Origin of the sequence: Paucibacter sp. JuS9 (assembly GCF_044043925.2) — a bacterium.
Classification (GTDB): domain Bacteria; phylum Pseudomonadota; class Gammaproteobacteria; order Burkholderiales; family Burkholderiaceae_C; genus JAUASW01.
On the sequence record NZ_CP194172.1, the window covers coordinates 2,552,882 to 2,574,032 of the forward strand.

Genomic DNA, 21,151 nt, shown 5'->3' on the forward strand with positions numbered 1-21,151 from the left:
CTTGAGATCGCCGTTGATCTGCAGCGAGATTGAAACAATGAGGCAGGCTGAATGGCTCAGTGCTCAGAGTGGCCTGTCGGCTTGCGGACGCTGACCTCGGTGGGCGGTGCCGGCATCTTGCGTGGCATCGACTGTCCGCCTTCAGCAGCAAAGCGTGCGGGTTCTGGCAACTGGCCTGTCCACTCGAAGGCCACCTCGCCCTTGGGATGCTGGTACCAGCCGGGGTCGCTGTAGTCGCCGCGCTTCTGGTCCTTGCGGACCTTCAGGATCGAGAACATGCCGCCCATCTCGACACCGCCGAACGGGCCCTCGCCGGTCATCATCGGCAGCGTGTTGTCAGGCAGCGGCATCGTCATCTCGCCCATGTCGGCCATGCCCCGCTCGCCCATCACCATGTAGTCGGGCACGAGTTTGGTGATCTGCCTGGCCACCTGGCGGTGGTCGACGCCGATCATCGTGGGCACGTTGTGCCCCATGGCGTTCATCGTGTGGTGGCTCTTGTGGCAGTGGAGGGCCCAATCACCCTCTTCATCCGCAACGAACTCGATCTGGCGCATCTGGCCGACAGCCACATCGGTCGTCACCTCAGGCCAGCGGCCGGCCTTGGGCGTCGGCCCGCCATCGGTGCCGGTGACCGCGAACTCATGCCCATGCAGATGGATCGGATGGTTGGTCATCGTCAGGTTGCCGACGCGAATGCGCACCTTGTCGTTCTTGCGCACGTTCAGCGTGTCGATACCCGGGAACACGCGGCTGTTCCAGCACCAGAGATTGAAATCCGTCATCGTCATGATCTTGGGCGTGGCCGCGCCGGGATCGATGTCGAAGGCGTTCAGCAGGAAGCAGAAGTCGCGGTCCACCTCGTCGATCAGCGGGTGCTTCACCTTCGGGTGTGTGACCCAGAAGCCCATCATGCCCATGGCCATCTGCGTCATCTCGTCCGCATGCGGGTGGTACATGAATGTGCCTGGGCGGCGTGCAACGAACTCGTAAACGTAGGTCTTACCAGGCTGGATAGACTTTTGCGTCAGCCCCGACACGCCGTCCATGCCGTTGGGCAGGCGCTGGCCATGCCAGTGGATGCTGGTGTGCTCGGGCAGCTTGTTGGTGACGAAGACGCGCACCCGATCGCCCTCGACCACCTCGATCGTCGGGCCCGGCGACTGCCCGTTGTAGCCCCACAGATGGGCCTTCATGCCGGGCGCCAGTTCGCGCACCACAGGCTCGGCCACCAAGTGGAACTCCTTGACGCCCTGGTTCATACGCCAGGGCAAGGTCCAGCCGTTGAGTGTGACTACGGGGTTGTAAGGGCGTCCGCTGTTGGGCACCAACGGCGGCATCGTGTCGGGCTTGGTCTGCAGCACTGGCTCGGGCAGCGCGGCCAGGGCGACGCGGCTGACGGCGCTGGCAGAGACGGCTGCGGTCAAAGCGCCGGCGCCGCGGAAAAAGTTGCGTCTGGAAAACATCGTGAACTCCTGATTCAATGAGCGGCCGCGCCGCCGCCCGTGCCGGCCACCGAGGCCGAGGGTGCGCTGCCGCCAAGGCTGGGCTTGCCGACAAGGGCCATGTCGAGATCCGACTGAGCCACCCAGAAATCACGCAGTGCCTCGATCGAGGCGTTGACGCTGGCGATCTGGGAGCGCGCGTCGGCCAGCAGCTCGAACACGCTGATGAACATGCCGTTGTAGAGCAGCACGTTCTCGTCGGAGATGCGTTTGGCCGTGGGCACCACGTCATCGCGGTAGTGCCTGGCAATGTCATAGGCCGAACGGTAGCCCTGGTAGGCCTCGCGCACCTCGGATCGCGCTTCGATAGCGATTTGCGCCGTGCGGTGAACGCTCTGCATGTAGACCGCCTCGGCCTTTGCAATGCGTGCGTCGCCCCAGTCGAACAGCGGGATCTCGATGCCGATTTCGTAGCCGGTCTGGCGCGGTGCCTCGTTGGAACTGTTGCGCATATAGCCCAGCTCCAGCACGTTGATGAAGCGCGTCACCTTGCTGAGGCCCAGGTTCTTGGCCGTGGCGTCCAGCGTGGCCTTGGCCGCCTGCACGTCGAGGCGCGTGGCCATGGCCACCTGTTCGATGTCTGGGCGGTCTTTGGGTTCGGCGGGCAGGTCAGGCAATCGCGCAGGCAGCGCGAAGGCGCCATGTGCTCCCCACAGACCCAGCAATCGCGTCAGGCGCTCGCGCGTTGACACACGGGCCGCTTCGGCACGAGCCGCGTTCAGCACCGCTTCTGAGAAGAAGCCATGCTCGCGAGCCTGCTGCAGCTTGGTCCAGTTGCCAGCTTGCGCGAGGCGCTTGGCCAACTCGGCGCCTGCGTCGGCCGTGGCTCGCACATCCCGCATATAGCTGGCCGTCTGCTCGGCGGCCACAGCAGCGTAGAAGGCCTTGCGAGTTTCGGCGGCGAGCGACAGCATCTCCATCGCCACGCTGCGCTGCAGGGCAGCGAACCGCCGGCTCTCGAGCTGGCGGGTCAATGGCAGCGCCACCAGATGACCGAGGTCGAACGAGAAGCCACGTTCGATCTCTCGCTCATCGCCTCGCTTGAGCTTGGCAAGGCTGAAGCCGGGATTCGGCAACCGGCTGGCCTGCACCATCTCGGCTTCGGCAATGCCCAGTTCCTGGAAGCTGGCCTGCAAGCCCCTATTGTTGAGCAGAGCGATCTGCACAGCCGCGTCAGCAGTCATCGGCTTGCCGAGCAACTCGGCCACGCGACGATCAATGGTGTCGATGTCTTGGTCGGTCTTGGCCACCTGGACGGTGGCGCCGAGATGAGTTTTCGCGGCATCCTGTACGAACGTCATGCCGCCATTGCCGCTGAGGCTCGCACAGCCGGCCAGCAGCAGCGGGGCCACAGCGAGCAGTGCCAGGCGCACCGGGGCGCTTCGGTAGTTTTTCATGGGTGCCCCTCAGTGATGCGCATGGCCCGAGGGCTTCGCCGCCGGCTTGCTCGGTGCCGATGAGGCCGACGCCGCTGGCAGTGACTGCGCAGGCTGGTCGGGCTGCCTGGCCTCATGGGCATAGGCGCGCCAGCCGCCCGCCTGATGCACGGTGGTGTTGGCGTCCTTCCAGGAGCCCACCTCGGCCTCGGTATTTGGACGGTAGTCCTTGAAGGCCGATCGATAGACCACGGTCGGCACTTGAGCCTTGGGATTCAGTGGGTCGGGCCGCCGAGCTTCACTCGGGGCCGTCTGGGCCGACGCGCTGGACGCCAGCCACAAGGTCGTGGCGGACAGAAATAGCGCCACGCCGTTTGCAGTGGATTGCATGGTTCTCTCGCAAGTGAACTGTTGTGCTGCCGCCGGACCGGCGCGTCGATAGGACGCGCCAGATCAGGCTCAATACAGGGCGCCAAAGGCTTTGCGCAAAGCGCGCCGCCCGGCCCGTTCAGGTGCGGGAGAGTCGAGGCGGTCGGTCGAGCCCGCCGACCATCACGCGGTCGTGGGCGACTTTGACGGTCGGGACCTCGGGCAGGTCCGGAGGTGCCACCGTGAAGCTCACCATGGAAGTGGTGATGGCTGCGGCGTTGCAGCAGGAAGAGCACACGCTGCATTTACCAGCATGCCCCGCCTTGGCGGAGGGTGTCTTGTCGGCATCAGCAGCCGTTGAACTCATCTCAGCGTGGTCATGCGCCGGGGCATCGTCATGCGCCATGCTGGCATGGTCATGGCCTTGCCCCGCGTGGTCGTCCATCACGCTGCTGTGATGGTTGGCCGGGCCGCAGAGCAGCATGGTCTGGGCGGCGTACCCTTGAATGGGTAGCGCCACGGCCAACAGCCATGCGAACGCGATCCGCCAGAACTTGCTCATGGTCAAATTGTAAGGGACGAAGGGGCCCGTCGCGTGGTGCCGGGGCATGGCACATGTGTCAATGTGCCGAGGACTCACGTCGACATGCCCCCCGTTTAGTGGCAACAACCGTGGCCGGCCTTAGCGCCTGGCGTGCAGGCAACAGCGGCGTCGGACACCATCACGGGCGTGTAGCCTGCCTCCTTGATCGCATCGCTCAGTTCCACCTCGTCCGCCTCGGTCGGCGCGATCTGTACGCGATGCGACGCCAGATCGATCTGCACCCGTGCACCTGCATCGACAGCCTTCAGCGCCTTGGTGATGGTGCTGACGCAATGGCCGCAAGTCATGTCGTTCACTTCAAAAGCAATCATCTTGAATCTCCGGTTGTTTCCTTGATCGGAGACCCGACTGTCATCCTTGACACGGTTGGAGAGTCAAGCCAAGCGACGCGAGAGACCACACCAGGCATGTGGGCTGTCTGCGCTAACCGTTGACCTTGACATCGCTGGAAGCTTGAGCATTCCGGCACCTTGAACAACCTGACTGGAGAGACACCATGTCCACCACCCTCGCCATGCAGGGGCGGCCCGCCGCCTTCGATCTGCAGGTCCTCGGCATGACCTGTGCTTCTTGCGTGATGCGCGTCGAGAAGGCCTTGATGGAGGTGCCGGGCGTCTCGGCGGTGTCCGTAAATCTCGCCACGGAGCGTGCGACCGTGCAAGCGGTGGCGACCATCAGCGAGGCAGACTTGAGTCTCGCCGTGGAGAAGGCGGGCTACAGCGCTCGCCCAGTGGCGGAGGCGCACGCCCAGGCGGCGCCGAAGCAACCCGACTGGCTGCCAGTCGCCGCCGGTGCGGTACTGACTTTGCCCCTGGTCGCGCCCATGCTACTGCAAGTGCTGGGCATAGGCTGGATGCTGGACGGATGGCTGCAGTTGGCCCTCGCGACGCCCGTGCAGTTCTGGCTGGGCGCCCGCTTCTACCGCGCCGGCTGGAAGGCTGTGCGCGCCGGCAGCGGCAATATGGACCTGCTGGTGGCGCTGGGCACCTCGGCCGCCTACGGCCTGTCGATCTACCTTCTGCTGAAGCATGCCGAGCATGGCATGCCCCACCTCTACTTCGAAGCCTCTGCCGCCGTGATTACCTTGGTACTGCTGGGCAAATGGCTGGAAGCTCGCGCCAAGCGCAGCACCACGGCGGCATTGCAGTCGCTGAACGCGCTGCGGCCTGCCGTCGCCCGGGTGCTGCGAGGCGGTGTCGAGTCCGAGCTGCCGGTCGGTCTGGTGCGGATCGGCGATCTGGTCCTGGTCCGGCCGGGTGACCGGATTCCCGTCGATGGCGAAGTCGTCGAAGGCAGCAGCCATGTCAACGAGTCCCTGATTACCGGCGAAAGCATGCCTGTTGCCAAAGTGGCCGGCGCCCGGGTCACCGGCGGAGCCATCAACGAGGAAGGCGTGCTGACATTGAAGACCCTGGCCGTCGGCGCCGAGACAACGCTGGCGCGAATCATCCGCCTGGTCGAGAGTGCGCAGGCAGACAAGGCTCCGATCCAGCGCATCGTCGATCGGGTCAGCGCGGTCTTCGTTCCGGTGGTGCTGGGCATCGCCTTGCTGACCCTGCTGGGCTGGGTGGCCACGTCGGGTGACTGGGAGCAGGCGCTGGTGAACGCGGTTACCGTGCTGGTGATCGCCTGCCCATGTGCGCTGGGCCTGGCAACGCCAACGGCGATCATGGCCGGCACCGGCATTGCCGCCCAGCACGGTGTGCTCATCAAGGACGCCCAGGCACTGGAGCTGGCCCATGCAGTCGACACGGTGGTGTTCGACAAGACCGGTACCCTGACCGAAGGTCGGCCGACCCTGCTTGCTGTCCACGCGGCGCCGGGCTCTCGCCAGGCCGAAGTGCTGGCCCTGTCCGCCGCGCTGCAGAAGAACAGCGAGCATCCGCTGGCGCGCGCCGTCATGGACAAGGTGCGCGACGAACGCCTGCCCGTGCCGGAGGCTCGCGCGGCGCGGGCATTGCCGGGCCGGGGGCTGGAAGCCATCGTCCGCGGTCAGCGGCTGACGCTGGGAAGCAGCCGCCTGTTGCGTGAGCAAGGAGTCGACTCGGGCCTGTTGGCCGTCGATGCCCAGCGCCTTGAGGCACAGGGTTGCAGCATCTCCTGGCTGACGCAGGAAACCGATCACGGACTGACGCTGCTGGGCCTGTTGGCCTTCGGTGACTCGATCAAGGCATCGGCAAGGCAAGCCGTTGAGCGCCTGCACGAACTGGGCATTGCGACCGTGCTGCTGACGGGCGACACGCGTGGCAGCGCACTGGCCGTTGGCAAGGCGCTCGGCATCGACCAGGTCAAGGCCGAGGTCCTGCCGGCCGACAAGGCGGCCGCCGTGCAGCAGTTGCGTGCGGCCGGCAGGACGGTGGCCATGGTGGGCGACGGCATCAACGACGCCCCCGCGCTCGCCGCGGCCGACGTCGGCATCGCCATGGCCACCGGCACCGACGTGGCCATGGAGACGGCAGGCATCACGCTGATGCGGGGTGATCCGCAGCTGGTTGCGGCCTCGCTGGACATCTCGCGCCGCACCTACGCGACGATCAAACGCGGGCTGTTCTGGGCTTTCATCTATAACCTTGTGGGCATCCCGCTGGCCGCCTTCGGCCTGCTGAATCCAATGATGGCCGGTGCAGCCATGGCCTTCAGCAGCGTCAGCGTCGTTGGCAACGCGCTGTTGCTGCGCCGCTGGAAAGCTCGCTGAACCGTGTACGACATGATGGACTGGAGTATTCGATGGATGGCATGAACATTGGGCAGGCGGCCGAGGCGTCGGGCGTCTCGGCCAAGATGATCCGGCACTACGAGCAGGTGGGCCTGCTGCCGGCAGCGCGTCGGACCGAGTCGGGCTATCGGCAGTACGGCCACAACGAGGTCCACACCCTGCGTTTCATCCGCCAGGCACGCGACCTGGGCTTCTCGATCGCCGAGATCGGCGAGTTGGTGGGGCTCTGGCAGAACCGGCGCCGGCCGAGCCGCGTCGTCAAGGCAATGGCGCAGGCCCACATAGAGGCGCTGCAAGCCAAGGCGCAAGAGCTGCTGGCGATGAAGGCGACGCTGGAGCACCTGGTGCATTGCTGCCATGGCGACGAACGGCCCGAGTGCCCGATCCTGGATAACTTGGCGGGGCAAGCGGCTGGCGGCGCTCGCGAGCCTCACCCCGAGCAGTCAAAGCCCGCCGCAACTCAGCTGCGCAAGAAGACGCAATTCCAGTAGGACCCTGGCGCGTGCGACGGGTGAGCGTGGAACTCCATCGCAGCGCGAGAACTCTTTTTGGACTACCGAGGCGACTGCTGGCGCAAGCGCATCAGGTCCGCGCGCTCATTGCTATCCAATAGCTCGACGTAGGGCTGCTCCCAGGGCCGGTCAGCATGCTTGGCCATCAGTCGATTCAGCGCAGTGACCAATTGGCGTCCCGTCGCCGTACGGCCGCACATCACATAGGTCACCACCGCCGCGGCAGGACCGGCGACCTCGAAGCTGCGGGTGGGTGTGCGAGGCAGATCGGGATCGTTCTTGACGAGACCAACCAGCGCCGCAGGCTCGGAAATGATCCAGTCGATGTGGCGAGCCATCAGCATGCGGCTGGGCGTGTCGTAGTGGGTGACGCGCTGCGGGCCGCTGGCGGCGGACAGCACCGGATCGATCAATGGACCATAGTTGCGCAGGCTGGTCACCGCTCCTTGCAGCTTGGGGTCGTCGATGAGCGAGCGCAGCTGAACTTGTCGCCTGCCGTTCAGGTGCGGGCTGAGCAGGCTTTGACGGTCTGCCCTGATGATGACGCGGCTGGGCAACCGGTGCAGAACCGGCTCGCTGAAAAGTGCGTTGGCTTCGCGCTGCGGCGTACGCAGCGCATTGGCATAGCAGTAGGTTTCACGACCATCGGCAATCAATTGCTCAATGCGTGCGACGCTGGCGTTGTCGTGCTGGTGGCTGAACTTCGGTAGGCGTTCGACCAGCCATCGTCGCGCCTGCTCCCCGGGTGGAAGCGCTTGTATTCTTGATACGACGATGCCGGAGGCCGCGCTCTTCGGCGAGCCCTCCAGCGATAGCCAGACCACCCGCGGCTGGGCTTCGGCGAGGCGCGACAGACAGATGCAGGCAAGAGCAATCAGGAATCGACGGAAAGGTGGCGGCATGGGCTCGACGAGATGGGCACGCAGCCAGACTATGGCACGGCCCTGAAGCCGTATGCCGGGTGGGTGCGCGCCCTACTTCAGATCTTGAAGTCGTCGAAGGCCACTCTGTCGTCTTGCACGCCTAACCTCTTCAGCATGGTACGGGTCGCGGTCAGCATCGGTGGCGGCCCACACAGGTAGAAGTCGCAGGTCTGAAGATCCGGATGCGACTGCAGCAGGCCCTCGCGCACAGCCTCGTGCACCATACCCGATGGCCTTGCCCCGCCCCTCTCTTCGGACAACACCAGCTGCCAGCTGAAGTTGTCGAAGCGTGCCGCCAGCTCTTCCATCTCGTCCACGTAGGGAGCGTCAGCAGCCGTTCGTGCGCCGTACCAGAAATGGACCGGCTCGCTCGCACCCGACTCCAGCAGATCCCGCACCATCGCGCGCAGCGGCGCCATGCCGGCGCCGCCGCCGATGAAGACCTTCTCGTGTTCACCGTGCTGGATGGCGAAGTCACCGAAGGGCCCGCTGTATTGCAGCTTGTCGCCCGCCTTGAGACCGAAGACATAGGCCGAGCCCTTGCCGGGCGGATGGTTCTTGCCCCCTTGCTTGCCGTGGCAGAAGCGCACCAGCAGGGTCAGCCGACCATCGGTCTGCTGCACCGGTGCCGACAGCGAGTAGGAGCGCCGCAGCAGCGCACCGCTGGTCCACTGCGGAGGCAGGTGCAGCCCGGACCATGCCGAGTGATGCTCCGGCGGCGCATCGATCTGGTGCTTGGCCATCCTGTAGCTTGGCACATGGACCTGGATGAAGGACCCCGGCCGGTACTCCGGCCCCGGCTTGTCCTTGGGCAACAGCACAACCTCACGCATGAATGGCGACAGCGCGCGGACGCTTTCAACTTGAGCCTCATGGACCTCGCCCAGCGCCATGCCCCCACGAACCTCAATGTCGAGGTTACGGTCCAGCTTCAGGTTGCAGGCAAGACGGCATCCAGCCTCGATCCTGGATGGTGCCAGCACCGCACGATCAGCGCTGGTTGCTTCCGGCGCAGCCCCACGCACGCGAACCTCGCAAAGGCCGCAGCTCTGCCCGCCTCCGCAGTTCGAAGGTAGTTGCAGGCCTTGCTGGGCCAGCGCGACAAAGACCGTGTCGCCGGCATGAGCACGCATGCTGCGCAGCCGGCTGCCATCGGGCGCGTGGACCATCAGCGACCGGGTTCCGCGCCAGCGCTTGGGAATGAACTCGGCCAGACTGAAGCTGGTGAACAGCAGCCAGATGCCGCTGAGGGCCAGCCAGAATCCACCAATGGCCGCACTGACGACCAGCGGGTTGTTGAAGTCCTGGCGCCCGCTGTAGTCCATGATGTGCAGCATCCAGAAGAAGTTGAACAAGCGCCAGGTCTTGTTTCGATGCTCCAGCACATCGCCCTGCAGAGACAGATAGACCGTCGTATCTTCGGCATCGGAGAACGCCACGCGCCAGACCTTGCCTTCGTGAGCGCGGGTTTCCAGTGAGCGATCCACCAGTTCTGACTGAATTGCCTTGCCTGGGCCCCGGTATGAGGCCTCAGCCACTCGCTGCGCCAGAGCAGCATCGAGGTCAACGCGTTGGCCGCTATGGGCATCAATCAGGTGGGTCGACTTCTCACCGGCCAGCCGGTAGACCGGGCGGTCAACCAGCCAGCCCGTCGAGACGGTCTGAGCTGACTCGCGCGCCGCTGCCAGCATTCCGCTCACGGGCACGGCGTCGGTCGGCCAGGGTTGTTTGGCCGCTGCTGGCGCACGGAACTCGCGGCCACGCATCTGCTCGGCGTCCAGCAGGCTCATGACAAGGCCGCTGCACATCCAAAGCACCAACTGCAAGCCGATCAGCAGACCGATCCATTTGTGTATCTTGCGCATCCAGGGGCTCATGCCTGTGCCCTCCGCCGAAAGCTGTAGAACACCAGCCATGCACCGCTCAGGGCAAACACAAGGCCGACGCCAGCTGCGATCCGCAACAGGCTGTTGTTGACATCGTCACGGGTGTCGTAGTCCATGATGTGGAACATCCACAGGAAATCGAACCAGCGCCACAGGTCGTGGCGACGGGCGAGCAGATCGCCGCTGTCCGGTGAAAAGTAAAGCGTCGAGTTGGCGCGGTCGTCGAAACGCACCGCCCACATCGGCACCGGGCGCTTGGCCACCTCCTGTGGTGCCTGAGTGATCCAGGTCACTTCGCGGATCTCGGCTTCGCCCTGGTAGATGTCTTTGGCACGGGCCACGATCTGCTCGCGCGGCAGCGGGCTCAACAGGTCGCCCGACCGGGCATCCACCAAGCTGGTCTTGCCGCCGGCGCGGAGTTCATAGACCTCCTTGCCCAGGAAGTTCTTCAGCTTGAGTGACTCGAAGCCCGGGCGCAGCTTGGCCAGCTGATTGATATCGAGTCGCTCTGCACTGCGCTCGAGTGGCTCATCGAAGACATGGGCGAGATGGTCGCCGTGGATTACGTCCAGCGAGATCACCGTCATGTAGACGCCACTGAGCATCCAGAGCAAGGCTTGGACGCCAATGACGAGGCCGATCCATTTGTGGGCTCGGCGCACCCAGAAGGGTAGGTTCATATGCTTTGTCTCACAGCAGTTGATGCACTCTGACGGCGCCGCGGACTGTTGCCCGCGGCGCCACGGAGGCTTACCAGCGATAGCCGGCACGCAGATGCCAACGACGCCCTTGCAGGTCGTAGGTCATCGTGTCGGTGTTCGCATCTGTGTAGGACTTGATGAACGGCGCCTTCTTGTCAAACAGATTGACGATACCGAAGGCCACATCGAGCTGCTTGCTGAAGGCGTACTTCAGTTGCGCCGAGTGGTAGGTCACGGTGGGGGCCTTGGCGCCAATGTCGGTCGGTGCGGCGTTGATGTCATCGGCAGAGCCGATGTACTGCATCGTGTAGGAACCCGACCACGGACCCTTGGCCATCGTCAACGAGCTGAGCGAACGCCACTGGGTATAGCTGCCGCGACCGCCGGTGATCTTGCCGGTGTAGTCGATGGCAGCGGCTCCCGGGAACGGACGCACCTCATAGTTCTTCAGATGCGACAACTCGGCGCTGAGCGTGGTCGTGAAGCCGGCCAGATTGAACTCGTACAGCGCACCGACGTCGATACCGGAGATCTTCTCGTCCGCCGCATTGACCGGTTGCGACGACAGGAAATCAATTTCACCGGTGGTCTTGTTGCGGGTGAAGCTGGACGGGCTGCAGAAGATGTGAGCCAGCCCGGTCGTGTTGTAGCAAGTCGCGAGCTTGGTCGAACCGGCCACGCTCTGGATCGCGTTGCTGATCTTGATGTTGTAGTAATCAACGGTCAGCGTCAGCGTCTTGCTCGGCGACCAGACCGCGCCCGCTGTGATGGTCTTCGCATCCTCCGGCTCCAGCTTGGGGTTGCCGCCGACCGTCGTCAGGATGGTGTTGCCCAACTGCTTGAATCCGGCCGGAACGCCGGCGGCCTTGCAGTTCTGCGACACGATGGACGTGGTGGGCAACGCGCTCCAGTTGCTGCACGGGTCGGTGGTCGTCAGATTGCCTTCGGACACGCCGCCGTAGAGCTCAGGGATATTCGGGACACGGAAGGCCGACGACACGTTGCTGCGCAGCTTGAGGCTGGGCACGATCTGCCAGTCCAGGCCGGCCTTGTAGGTGCTCTTGGAACCGAACAGGCTGTAGTCGGAGTAGCGCGCTGCGGTGTTGAATTGCAGCGACTCGACGAAGGGCAGGCGCTTGAGCAGCGGCACGGCCAACTCGGCATAGACCTCGCGCGCGGTGTACGAACCGGCGATCGGATCCGCCTTGTTGGTGTTCGCGATGCCGAGCACCGTCAGGTTGTCCGGGTTGCGCCAACCGCTTTCCTTGCGCGCCTCGGCGCCAGCGGCGAAACCCACCGGGCCTGCAGGCAGCATGAACAGCTCGCCACTGATGTTGGCGCTGATGCCCTTCTGGTCATTGCCGCCGTTGTCGCGGGTCGTCGCCATGATGTAGCGAAGTACCTCCGGCGTCACATTGCCGTAGCCCAGGTAGTTGCCGCATGGGATCGCGGCCCCTGGAGCCGTGCTGCACTTCGTGCGATCAAGCGTCAGGTCCACGCGATCCAGGTTGGCCACATTGGTCGTGCCATCCGTGCCGGTGTTGCGACCCCAGTTCAGCGCAGCGGACCAATCCCAGTTGTTGCTGATGCTGCCCTTGACGCCGGCGACAACGCGGAAGATGTTGGACTCCTGCGAGAAGGTGCGTGTACCACCTTCCTCGAGCCGCCGCCGCTCTAGAACCAGGCTCTGCCCGGTCGGGTTCGTCGGGTGGTTGGCCGCGATGTTGATCGGGCGATAGACACCGAGCGAGCCCGGTGTGGCCAACTGGTTCGATTCGCGATGCGAGAACAGCATCTCGGTGAAGAGCTGGGTATCCTCAGCCAGGTTCAGCGTGCCAAAAGCACTCAGGCCCAGGCGCTTGATCGGGTTGACCGCGTTCAGCGCCGGGTTGCTGTTGTAGTTGTGCTTGGTCGCCGAGTAGGTCTCGTAAGAGCTCGGACTCCCACCAGGCGTCTGGTTGAAGTTGATCCGCTGCCCGTCGGCCAGACGCGCGCGGCCGCCGATGGTGGACGAACTGCCCACGCATTCCAGCTTGCCGTTCACTTCGCCAAGGCCGCAAGGCGCACGGGTAGCCATGTTGATGGCACCGCTCTCCGAATAGTTGATGCCCGTAACCAGCGAGCCGCCCGTGGTCTGCAAGCCCCAGGACAAGTCGACGGCCTTTTCATCGCCGTCGCCGCGCGACGTCTTGCCGTAGCGGATCGAGGCCTCGCCACCCTTGAGGCCGTTCTTGGTAATGATGTTGACCACGCCGGCAACCGCGTCGGCGCCGTAGATCGCAGATGCGCCATCCTTCAGCACCTCGACGCGCTCGATCAGCGCGACCGGGATCATGTTCAGGTCGACCGCGCTGTTGGCACCCGTCCCACCATTGACGACGCGACGGCCGTTCAGCAGAACAAGGGTGCGGTTGATGCCCAGGCCGCGCAGGTTGACTTGGGTCGTGCCGTAGCCGTTGCCGGTCCAGTAGGCATTGGTCTGGTTGCCCGCGCCACCGGCCGATGCAGGCAGGCGCTGAAGCAAGACTTCGGCCGAGATTGCGCCGGTCCGTTGAATGGCCTCGGCATCGATCACCGTGACAGGGCCGACCCCGGAAATCTGCGCCTGCTTCAGATTGATGCGGCTGCCCGTGATCTGGACTTTTTCAAGGGATGCGTTCTGTGCGGTGCCAGCGTCGGCGGCACCTGCCTGCTGCGCGATTGCATTGTTGACGAGAAGCAGGACGGCTGCGGAGATCGCCGTTTGTGCGAGTTTCATTGACATCATGTACATCCAGTTGGGTGCCGCGCGCCGCCGCCTCAATGGGGCTGGTCGCGAGCTCAAAGCACCTTCGAACCAATCGTTCGTTGGCGAGCACATGACGATGGACGGGAAGTAGGACTTCGCGGAAAACCGGGCAAGGGAAGATAGGGGCCGGTCCGTCTACCGAAGCATGCGACTCAGCCAATCCCTGGCCGGGCCGTGCAAGCACGCGCAGTCGCGCATGCCGCCGGCCGGCAGTACTGCTGAGTCAGCTGGTTCGTGGCGGCCGCTCCTGCCCAGACAGCAGGAATTCAGCTCGCGGCCCGCCAAGCTCAGGAAGGGCCGACGTGGCGACTGGACGGGCATGCGCGCCGAGGTCCGCTGTGGCGGCCATCGAGGCGCAGGAACCGCAGCCAGCGCAGTGGCTGCAAGGCGTCGCGTCGCAGCAGTGCTCAGCCTGCTGATCGGCTGCAACGGCGTTCTTGGAATCAGTCTTGGCCCTGGCAACTCGGGCATGAGACCCCGAGGCTGCCGCGTGCTTGGCAACGCTCTTAGGCTGAACGACCTGCCCGCGAACCTGGGCCTTGGCCACGGTTGCAGGCGGGCAAATCATCGACGTGGCAATGGAAGCTGTCGCCGGCACGAGGACGGCGAGCAGAACCAACAACCAAAAGCCAATGAGTTTCATGAAGCTTGACAGACTTGATGTTGCATTGCATCAAACGATGGCAAACATGTCTAGCTAGGGTGTTCCCGTGCTTGGGGGAAGGCGATGTGAATGTGCAGGTGGCCTCCAGTGCCAATTGGCTTGCCCCTCGGGCACTGTCAACACTCTGCCGGAAGGTCACAATCACGGGCTCCATCGACACTGCTGATTTTTGCAGGATGCCCGCGCTCGGATGAACACGGTGGCGGCGCGCAATACCTAAGGCATTGGTTCTAGCTGAGCTGCCCTGATATGCAGAGGCACAGCACGACGCACAGCAACGGCTCGATCTTGGCAAGCCAGATGGCATCCGGGCTCAGCTCCCCTACGACGGGCGCCCCTTCGTTTTCGCCTTCTGCTGGAGAGGTACTCCCCAGTGCCCGAAAAGCCGCGACTGGTCGACGCCCAGCCGGGCCGACTCAAAATCGATATGGCCGTGGACGTCGCACTGATCGAGTGCTCCGCCGCCGCCGCACCAGACAGCAACTGCGATCAATCCAAACAACCCGTCTTGGTCGAGGACGTTGCACTACCGGCGCAATCTTCCAATGCGCTATTACGAGGTCTTGTCTGGATCCATTCGTCCAGCATGTCAGCCCAATTCTGAAGCATGCGTCGACGCTGTTCGGCGTACTCTGCCCTGTTGTAGACCGCACGCACGCCCTTCTGCTCATGCGCTAGGCACTTCTCAATCCAGTCGCTGTTGAATCCTGCCTCATGCAACAACGTGCTCGCGGACCGGCGGAGATCGTGGACCGTGAATGGCTCAAAGTCTTCGCCTCGGCTGCGAATGAGCGTCACGGTCGCGTCAATGACACGATTCAGGGTCGCCGCGCTGATTGGCAATGTCGTCTCGTATCGCCCAGGGTGCAAATGGGTACTGGCCCCAAAGCAAGTCTTGAAGGCGACAAGGATGTCCAAAGCTTGCTGGCTCAGATAGACGTTATGAGGCCGACCTGCCTTCATCTTCTCTTTGGGAATCGACCAAACAGCGTTCTGAAAGTCCACCTCGTCCCATGTCGCGTGAATGAACTCGGACTTGCGCACCAGCGTCAACAACATGAACTTGAGTGCCAAGCGCAAGGTTGGAAGAGTCGCTGTCTGCTCCAAGGCATTGAAGAAGACATGAATCTCTGAAGGCGAGAGCGCCCTGTCGCGCGCCCTGAACGTGGCGATCGCGCTGGGGCGAATCGATTCCGCCGGGTTGTCGATCTTCAAGCCGCGGGCTTGGACGAACCGATAGACCTGCAAGACGATCTCACGTGCATGCACTGCAGGTGCCGATGCCCCCCGCTCCTTGATCCGCTCACATCGTGCAAGGAGACGCGCCGGCGTGAGCTCCTCCAGCTTCAAGCGGCCAAATTCGTTGGCAAGGTTCCGGTCGTAGATGGACCGTCGCATCGCCTTGGTCGAATCAGCCAACTTGGCCTCGGCAAAGTATTTCAGGGACCAAGCTCCGAAGGTCAGTGCCTCCGCAGCTTCGAGCCGCTTGTCAGCCTTGGCACGCGAAGGGCTCTCCCCTTGCTCAACGGACCGATGGGCTTGCGCCAGCAGCAGCCTTGCTTCCGCCAATGTGACGGAATGTCCGTAAGCAAGCTCGCTGACCTCACGCGGCTTCCTCGCGCCGAGCGAGGAGTCGTACTTGCCGATGACCAGCGTTTCGCGTCGACCTTGGATCCGGTAGTCGAAGCGGAAGCTGATCACACCCGTCGGTGTCACGGCCGCGTAGAGCCCTTGTTGATCGGCAACTTTGTAGAGTTTCCCAGTGGGCTTGAACGCCCGCAACTGCATGTCCGTAAGCATCGTGCTCTCCCCAATTGGTACCGCAATAGGTACCGTCAGCGCGTCTGACGGTAGCAAAACGGGTCATCGGGAACCAGCACTTCAGTACCGCATTCAGTACCGGCTGCAAACCTGAGCTTGACTGGGACGATCTGAGACCAACTGGGATCTCTAAGCCCTTGTCAGCACTATGCTTATTCCAAAACGCCGGACCCTGTTGGACGACCCGGCACGACTTTGAATTATTCCCACTCGATGGTTGCCGGCGGCTTGCTCGACACGTCGTAGGTCACGCGGTTGATGCCGCGCACTTCATTGATGATGCGGCCCGAGCAGCGTTTCAGGAGGCTGTAGGGCAGCTCGGCCCAATCGGCCGTCATGAAGTCGCTGGTCTGCACGGCGCGCAGGGCCACCACGTAGTCATAGGTGCGGCCATCGCCCATCACGCCCACGCTCTTGACGGGCAGGAAGACGGTGAATGCCTGAGATGTCAGCTCGTACCAGGTCTTGCCCGTGGCTTCGTCCTTGGTGTTGCGCAGCTCCTCGATGAAGATCGCGTCGGCGCGGCGCAGCAGGTCGGCGTATTCCTTCTTCACTTCGCCAAGAATGCGCACGCCCAGGCCCGGGCCCGGGAACGGATGGCGGTAGACCATCTCGGGCGGCAGGCCCAGGGCCACGCCCAGCTCGCGCACCTCGTCCTTGAACAGCTCGCGCAGCGGCTCCAGCAGCTTCAGGCCGAGCTGCTCCGGCAGGCCGCCCACATTGTGGTGGCTCTTGATCGTGGTGGCCTTCTTGGTCTTGGTGCCGCCGCTCTCCACCACGTCGGGGTAGATCGTGCCTTGGGCGAGGAACGTCGCGCCTTTGACGGCGCGACTCCCATGCTCGCCCTTGTGGCCGGCGCCGGCCGCCTTGAGCTTGGCCGCCTCTTCCTTGAACACGTCCACGAACAGGCCGCCGATGATCTTGCGCTTCTTCTCGGGGTCGGTCACGCCGGCCAGCTGGCCGAGGAACAGTTCTTCGGCCTGCACGCGAATCACCTTGGCATGCAGCTTGCCCTCGAACATCTCCATCACCATGTCGCCTTCGTTCAGGCGCAGCAGCCCATGGTCGACGAAGACGCAGGTCAGCTGGTCGCCGATAGCCCGGTGGATCAGCGCGGCAGCGACCGAAGAGTCAACCCCGCCCGACAGGCCTAGGATGACCTCTTCATCGCCCACCTGCTCACGGATCCTGGCCACGGCTTCGGCGATGTAGTCGCCCATGATCCAGTCGCCCTTGCAGCCGGCGATGCCGAGCACGAAGCGCTCCAGAATGGCCTGGCCCTTCAAGGTGTGCGTCACCTCGGGGTGGAACTGCACGGCGTAATAGCCCTTCTCCTCGTTCGCCATGCCGGCGATCGGGCAGCTCGGCGTGGAAGCCAGCAGCTTGAAGCCCGGCGGCAGCACGGTGACCTTGTCGCCATGGCTCATCCAGACCTTGAGCATGCCGTGGCCTTCCAGCGTGGCATGGTCCTGGATGCCGTCCAGCAGCCTGGTGTGGCCATGCGCGCGCACCTCGGCATAGCCGAACTCGCGGTGGTCGCTCCACTCCACCTTGCCACCCAGCTGCACGGCCATGGTCTGCATGCCGTAGCAGATGCCCAGCACCGGCACGCCGATATCCCACACGGCCTGCGGTGCGCGCAGCTCGTGGTCCTCATAGGTGGAGGCATGGCTGCCCGACAGGATGATGGCCTTGGGCGCATAGCTGCGGATGAACTCGTCCGACACGTCGTTCGGATGGATCTCGCAATAGACATGGGCCTCGCGGACCCGGCGCGCAATCAGCTGCGTCACCTGGGAGCCGAAGTCGAGGATCAGGACTTTGTCGTGGTTCATGGTGGGTACTCGAGCTTGAAAAGGTGCTTGATTCGTTCAGGCTGCTGCGGTGCGTGCCGCTCGAACGCGAGCGAAATGCCGCCAGGCAAAGAACAGCGCGACTGCTTGCAGCAGGGCGCAGAAATAGAAGGGAGCGCCGATGCGCCAGTCGCCGCGCGGCAACTCGGACACCGCGTGCAGGAGCGTGGCGCCAAGCACCGGCGCCAGCACCGCCATCAGGCTGTTCAGCGACGACACCGCGCCCATGGTCTCGCCCTGGTTCTTGGCATCCGCCGCATTGGAAATGAGGCTCTGGATGGCAGCGCTTGAAGCAAAGCCCAGCACGTTCAGGAAGATGATGGCAATCATCATCCAGCCCTCGGTGGCGGCACCCCAGATGAAATTGGTGACCGTGGCCGAAGCCAGGCCGAGGATGACCAGGCGCTGCGGGCTGAACAGCTTGAGCAGGCGCGGCAGCAGGAAGCCCTGCACGATCACTGACATCACGCCCACGGCAAACAGCGACCAACCGTTCTCCTTGGGACCCCAGCCAAACTTGAAGTGGGTGTAGAGCACCCAGCTGGTGTGCAGGACGAACTGGGCCAGGCCGGCCAGCGCGATCACCCACACGAGCGGGCCGACCCCGCGCAAGGCAGAGAGCTTCCTGAAAGCACTGACCGGATTGGCGTGGCGCCAGTCAAAGGCTCGGCGACGCTCCAGCGGCAGCGACTCGGGCAGCACGAAGAAGCCATAACACCAGTTCACCAGCGCCAGGCCGCCAGCCACGAAGAAAGGCAGATGCAGGTCGATGGCACCAAGCATGCCACCCATCACCGGGCCGAGGATGAAGCCCATGCCGAAGGCCGCGCCCAGCATGCCGAAGCGCTTGGCGCGCTCCTCGGGCGGGGTGATGTCGGCGACATAGGCATTGGCCACGGCGATATTGGCCTGCATGGCGCCACTGACCAGGCGGATGGCGATCAGCATCCACAGCGCGGTAGCCATGGCCGTGACGAAGAAACTGAGCATCAGGCCGGAGAAGCCCAGCAGCAGCACCGGGCGGCGGCCATGGTGATCCGACAGCGCGCCAAGGATGGGCGAGGTCAGGAAGTTGGCAAAGCCGAAGGCGAAAGCCACCGCGCCGTACCAGAACGCATGATCGGCCTGGTTGGCCGTGAAGGTGCCCACCAGCGGCGGCAGCACCGGGATGATCAGGCCGATCGAGATCATGTCGATCAGCACCGCCACCATGATGAAGCCCATGCCGGCGGATTTGACGGAACGGCTGGGAACTGCGCTATCGCTCACTGGCTTGAATTCCTTAAGTGAGGAACGGGGCACTAGGCCCCGTTCGTCATGCCCAACCCGTCTTATTCGGAACGGTAGTTGGGTGCTTCTTTCGTGATCTGCACATCGTGGACATGGCTTTCGCGAATGCCCGCTGAGGTGATCTCGACGAACTCGGCCTTGTCGTGCATGTCGGCGATGCTGGCGCAGCCGCAATAGCCCATCGAGGCTCGCAGGCCGCCAGCCATCTGGAACACGATGGCCACCAGCGAGCCCTTGTAGGGCACGCGACCCTCGATGCCCTCGGGCACCAGCTTGTCGGCGTTGGGGTTGCTGGTCTCGTCGTTTTCCTGGAAATAGCGGTCCGCCGAACCGGCCTTCATCGCGCCGATCGAGCCCATGCCACGGTAGCTCTTGTAAGAGCGACCCTGGAACAGCACGACCTCGCCCGGGGCCTCTTCGGTACCGGCAAACATGCCGCCCATCATCACGGCGCTGGCGCCGGCGGCGATGGCCTTGGAGATGTCTCCCGAGTAGCGGATGCCGCCGTCAGCGATCAGCGGCACGCCAGTGCCCTTGAGCGCCGTGGCGACGTAGTCGATGGCGGTGATCTGGGGCACGCCGACACCGGCAACGATGCGCGTGGTGCAGATCGAGCCCGGGCCGATGCCGACCTTGACGCCGTCGGCGCCGGCTTCCACCAGCGCCAGCGCGGCCGCGCCGGTGGCGATATTGCCGCCGATCACGTCGACCTGCGGATAGTTCTGCTTGACCCAGCGCACGCGCTCGATCACACCGGCGCTGTGGCCGTGAGCCGTGTCCACCACGATGGCATCGACGCCGGCTCGCACCAGCAGCTCGACACGCTCTTCGGTGCCCTCGCCCACGCCGACCGCGGCGCCGACGCGCAGCTTGCCTTGCGCATCACGCGCCGCATTGGGGAAGTTGGTCTGCTTGGTGATGTCCTTGACGGTCATCAGGCCGCGCAGTTCAAACGCATCGTTGACCACCAGCACGCGCTCGAGCTTGTGCTTGTGCATCAACGCCTTGCCCTCGGCCAGCGAAGCGCCTTCCTTCACATAGATCAGGCGCTCGGCCGGGGTCATGATCTCGCGCACCGGGGCGTCATTGCGCGTCTCAAAGCGCAGGTCACGGCCGGTGACGATGCCCACGACCTTTGCACCCTCCAACACCGGGAAGCCGGAGATGCCATGCTGCTCGGAGAGCTGCTTGACATGGCGTACCGTGGTTTCGGGTGTGATGGTGATCGGGTCGCGCAAGAGGCCGGACTCGTAACGCTTCACGCGGGCCACCTCGGCGGCCTGCTGTTGCGCGGTCAGGTTCTTGTGCACGATACCCATGCCGCCCTCCTGCGCCATGGCGATGGCCAGGCGGGCTTCCGTCACCGTGTCCATGGCGGCAGACACCAGGGGCAGGTTCAGGCGGATATTGCGGGACAACTGGGTGGCGAGGCTGGTGTCGCGAGGCAACACCTGGGAGAAGGCTGGCACCAACAACACATCGTCGAAGGTGAGCGCTTTGCCGAGAAGGCGCATGTGGGAAGCTCCAGACGCAAAGCGGCATTATACGGAAGCAGTTCACACTCTCGCCTTGGTGGGGTGAAGACCTGCCAGTACACTCGCTCGCAACCCTGCTGTAACGCCTTTCGGGCCCCGCCTCATGCGACTGTCCTCCACGCTTTGCCTGCTGCTGCTGCTGACCCTTGCCAGCGGGGCCCAGGCGCAATGGAAATGGAAGGACAGCAGCGGCAACGTCCAGTACAGCGACCGGCCGCCGCCGTCGGGAACGCCCGAGAAGGACATCCTCCAGAAGCCGCCGCAGCGCTACCAGCCGGTGGTCGTGCGCCAGTTCGGAGCCAGCGCGCCCGAAGCTGCCTCGGCAGCGGCCAGCGCCGCCTCCCGCCCTGAGCCCCAAGCGCAAGCCCGCCAGCGTCAGCTCGAACAGGAGCAGGCAGCCAAGCTCAAGGAAACTGAGCGCAAGCAGGCCGCCCAGCGGGCCGAGAACTGCCGCAGCGCCAAGGGCCAGTTGCAGATGCTGGAAAGCGGCGTGCGCATCAAGCGCAACAACGAGCAGGGCGAGCCCATCGTCATCGACGACAAGCAGCGCGCCGAAGAAGTGCAGCGCGCCCGCGCCGTCATCGCCAGCGAGTGCCGCTGAAACAGCG

16 protein-coding genes are annotated in these 21,151 nt (G+C 64.1%); 3 read left to right on the top strand and 13 right to left on the bottom strand.

The genetic code is table 11. The annotated features are described in order from the left end of the window. Window positions 1-56: 56 nt before the first annotated feature. The 5 genes from ABT392_RS11440 to ABT392_RS11460 form a co-directional block, all read right to left on the bottom strand. Window positions 57-1,466, bottom strand: coding sequence for a copper oxidase (locus ABT392_RS11440; RefSeq protein ID WP_334275969.1), 1,410 nt, complete (start codon window positions 1,464-1,466; stop codon window positions 57-59). A gap of 14 nt (window positions 1,467-1,480) precedes the next feature. Then, complete coding sequence (locus ABT392_RS11445) at window positions 1,481-2,902, bottom strand: TolC family protein (protein ID WP_395385748.1); 1,422 nt, start codon at window positions 2,900-2,902, stop codon at window positions 1,481-1,483. Between the two features lie 9 nt (window positions 2,903-2,911). Next, window positions 2,912-3,271 (bottom strand): hypothetical protein, encoded by a 360-nt coding sequence (locus ABT392_RS11450; RefSeq protein WP_395385747.1) that lies wholly within the window; start codon window positions 3,269-3,271, stop codon window positions 2,912-2,914. Between the two features lie 118 nt (window positions 3,272-3,389). Then, the gene (locus tag ABT392_RS11455; RefSeq protein ID WP_395385746.1) at window positions 3,390-3,812 is read right to left on the bottom strand and encodes a hypothetical protein; all 423 of its coding nucleotides are present in this window, start codon (window positions 3,810-3,812) and stop codon (window positions 3,390-3,392) included. 95 nt (window positions 3,813-3,907) lie between these two features. Beyond that, window positions 3,908-4,165, bottom strand: a complete 258-nt coding sequence (locus ABT392_RS11460) for a heavy-metal-associated domain-containing protein (protein ID WP_334275973.1) — start codon at window positions 4,163-4,165, stop codon at window positions 3,908-3,910. 185 nt (window positions 4,166-4,350) lie between these two features. On the opposite strand from ABT392_RS11460, the gene ABT392_RS11465 reads away from it, so the two are divergent. Next, a complete protein-coding gene (locus tag ABT392_RS11465; protein WP_395385745.1) occupies window positions 4,351-6,549 on the top strand; it encodes a heavy metal translocating P-type ATPase in 2,199 nt (732 codons plus the stop codon). A 41-nt stretch (window positions 6,550-6,590) separates the two neighbouring features. Continuing rightward, window positions 6,591-7,061 carry a Cu(I)-responsive transcriptional regulator gene (gene cueR, locus ABT392_RS11470; RefSeq protein WP_395386832.1) on the top strand — a complete coding sequence of 157 codons (471 nt, stop codon included), beginning with the start codon at window positions 6,591-6,593 and terminating at the stop codon, window positions 7,059-7,061. Window positions 7,062-7,123: 62 nt separating this feature from the next. Here cueR and ABT392_RS11475 read toward each other — a convergent pair whose 3' ends face one another. From ABT392_RS11475 to guaB, 8 genes are all read right to left on the bottom strand, one after another. Beyond that, window positions 7,124-7,984 (bottom strand): hypothetical protein, encoded by an 861-nt coding sequence (locus ABT392_RS11475; protein WP_395385744.1) that lies wholly within the window; start codon window positions 7,982-7,984, stop codon window positions 7,124-7,126. 77 nt (window positions 7,985-8,061) lie between these two features. Continuing rightward, window positions 8,062-9,870, bottom strand: coding sequence for a 2Fe-2S iron-sulfur cluster-binding protein (locus ABT392_RS11480; protein WP_464970779.1), 1,809 nt, complete (start codon window positions 9,868-9,870; stop codon window positions 8,062-8,064). An 8-nt stretch (window positions 9,871-9,878) separates the two neighbouring features. Next, window positions 9,879-10,571, bottom strand: a complete 693-nt coding sequence (locus tag ABT392_RS11485; RefSeq protein ID WP_331175277.1) for a PepSY domain-containing protein — start codon at window positions 10,569-10,571, stop codon at window positions 9,879-9,881. A 70-nt stretch (window positions 10,572-10,641) separates the two neighbouring features. After that, on the bottom strand, window positions 10,642-13,350 hold the full coding sequence (locus ABT392_RS11490; RefSeq protein ID WP_395385742.1) for a TonB-dependent receptor: 2,709 nt from the start codon (window positions 13,348-13,350) through the stop codon (window positions 10,642-10,644). Between the two features lie 1,183 nt (window positions 13,351-14,533). Next, on the bottom strand, window positions 14,534-15,844 hold the full coding sequence (locus tag ABT392_RS11495) for a tyrosine-type recombinase/integrase (protein WP_395385740.1): 1,311 nt from the start codon (window positions 15,842-15,844) through the stop codon (window positions 14,534-14,536). Between the two features lie 221 nt (window positions 15,845-16,065). Next, entirely contained in the window at window positions 16,066-17,700 is a 1,635-nt protein-coding gene (gene guaA, locus ABT392_RS11500; RefSeq protein ID WP_334275987.1) for a glutamine-hydrolyzing GMP synthase, read from the bottom strand. Window positions 17,701-17,736: 36 nt separating this feature from the next. Next, window positions 17,737-18,987: a TCR/Tet family MFS transporter gene (locus tag ABT392_RS11505; RefSeq protein WP_395385739.1), complete on the bottom strand. Its 1,251-nt coding sequence runs from the start codon at window positions 18,985-18,987 to the stop codon at window positions 17,737-17,739. 62 nt (window positions 18,988-19,049) lie between these two features. Next, window positions 19,050-20,522, bottom strand: a complete 1,473-nt coding sequence (gene guaB / locus ABT392_RS11510; protein ID WP_395385738.1) for an IMP dehydrogenase — start codon at window positions 20,520-20,522, stop codon at window positions 19,050-19,052. Window positions 20,523-20,646: 124 nt separating this feature from the next. Between guaB and ABT392_RS11515 the strand changes: the two genes are divergently transcribed. Further along, window positions 20,647-21,144, top strand: coding sequence for a DUF4124 domain-containing protein (locus ABT392_RS11515; RefSeq protein ID WP_334275990.1), 498 nt, complete (start codon window positions 20,647-20,649; stop codon window positions 21,142-21,144). Window positions 21,145-21,151: the final 7 nt, after the last annotated feature.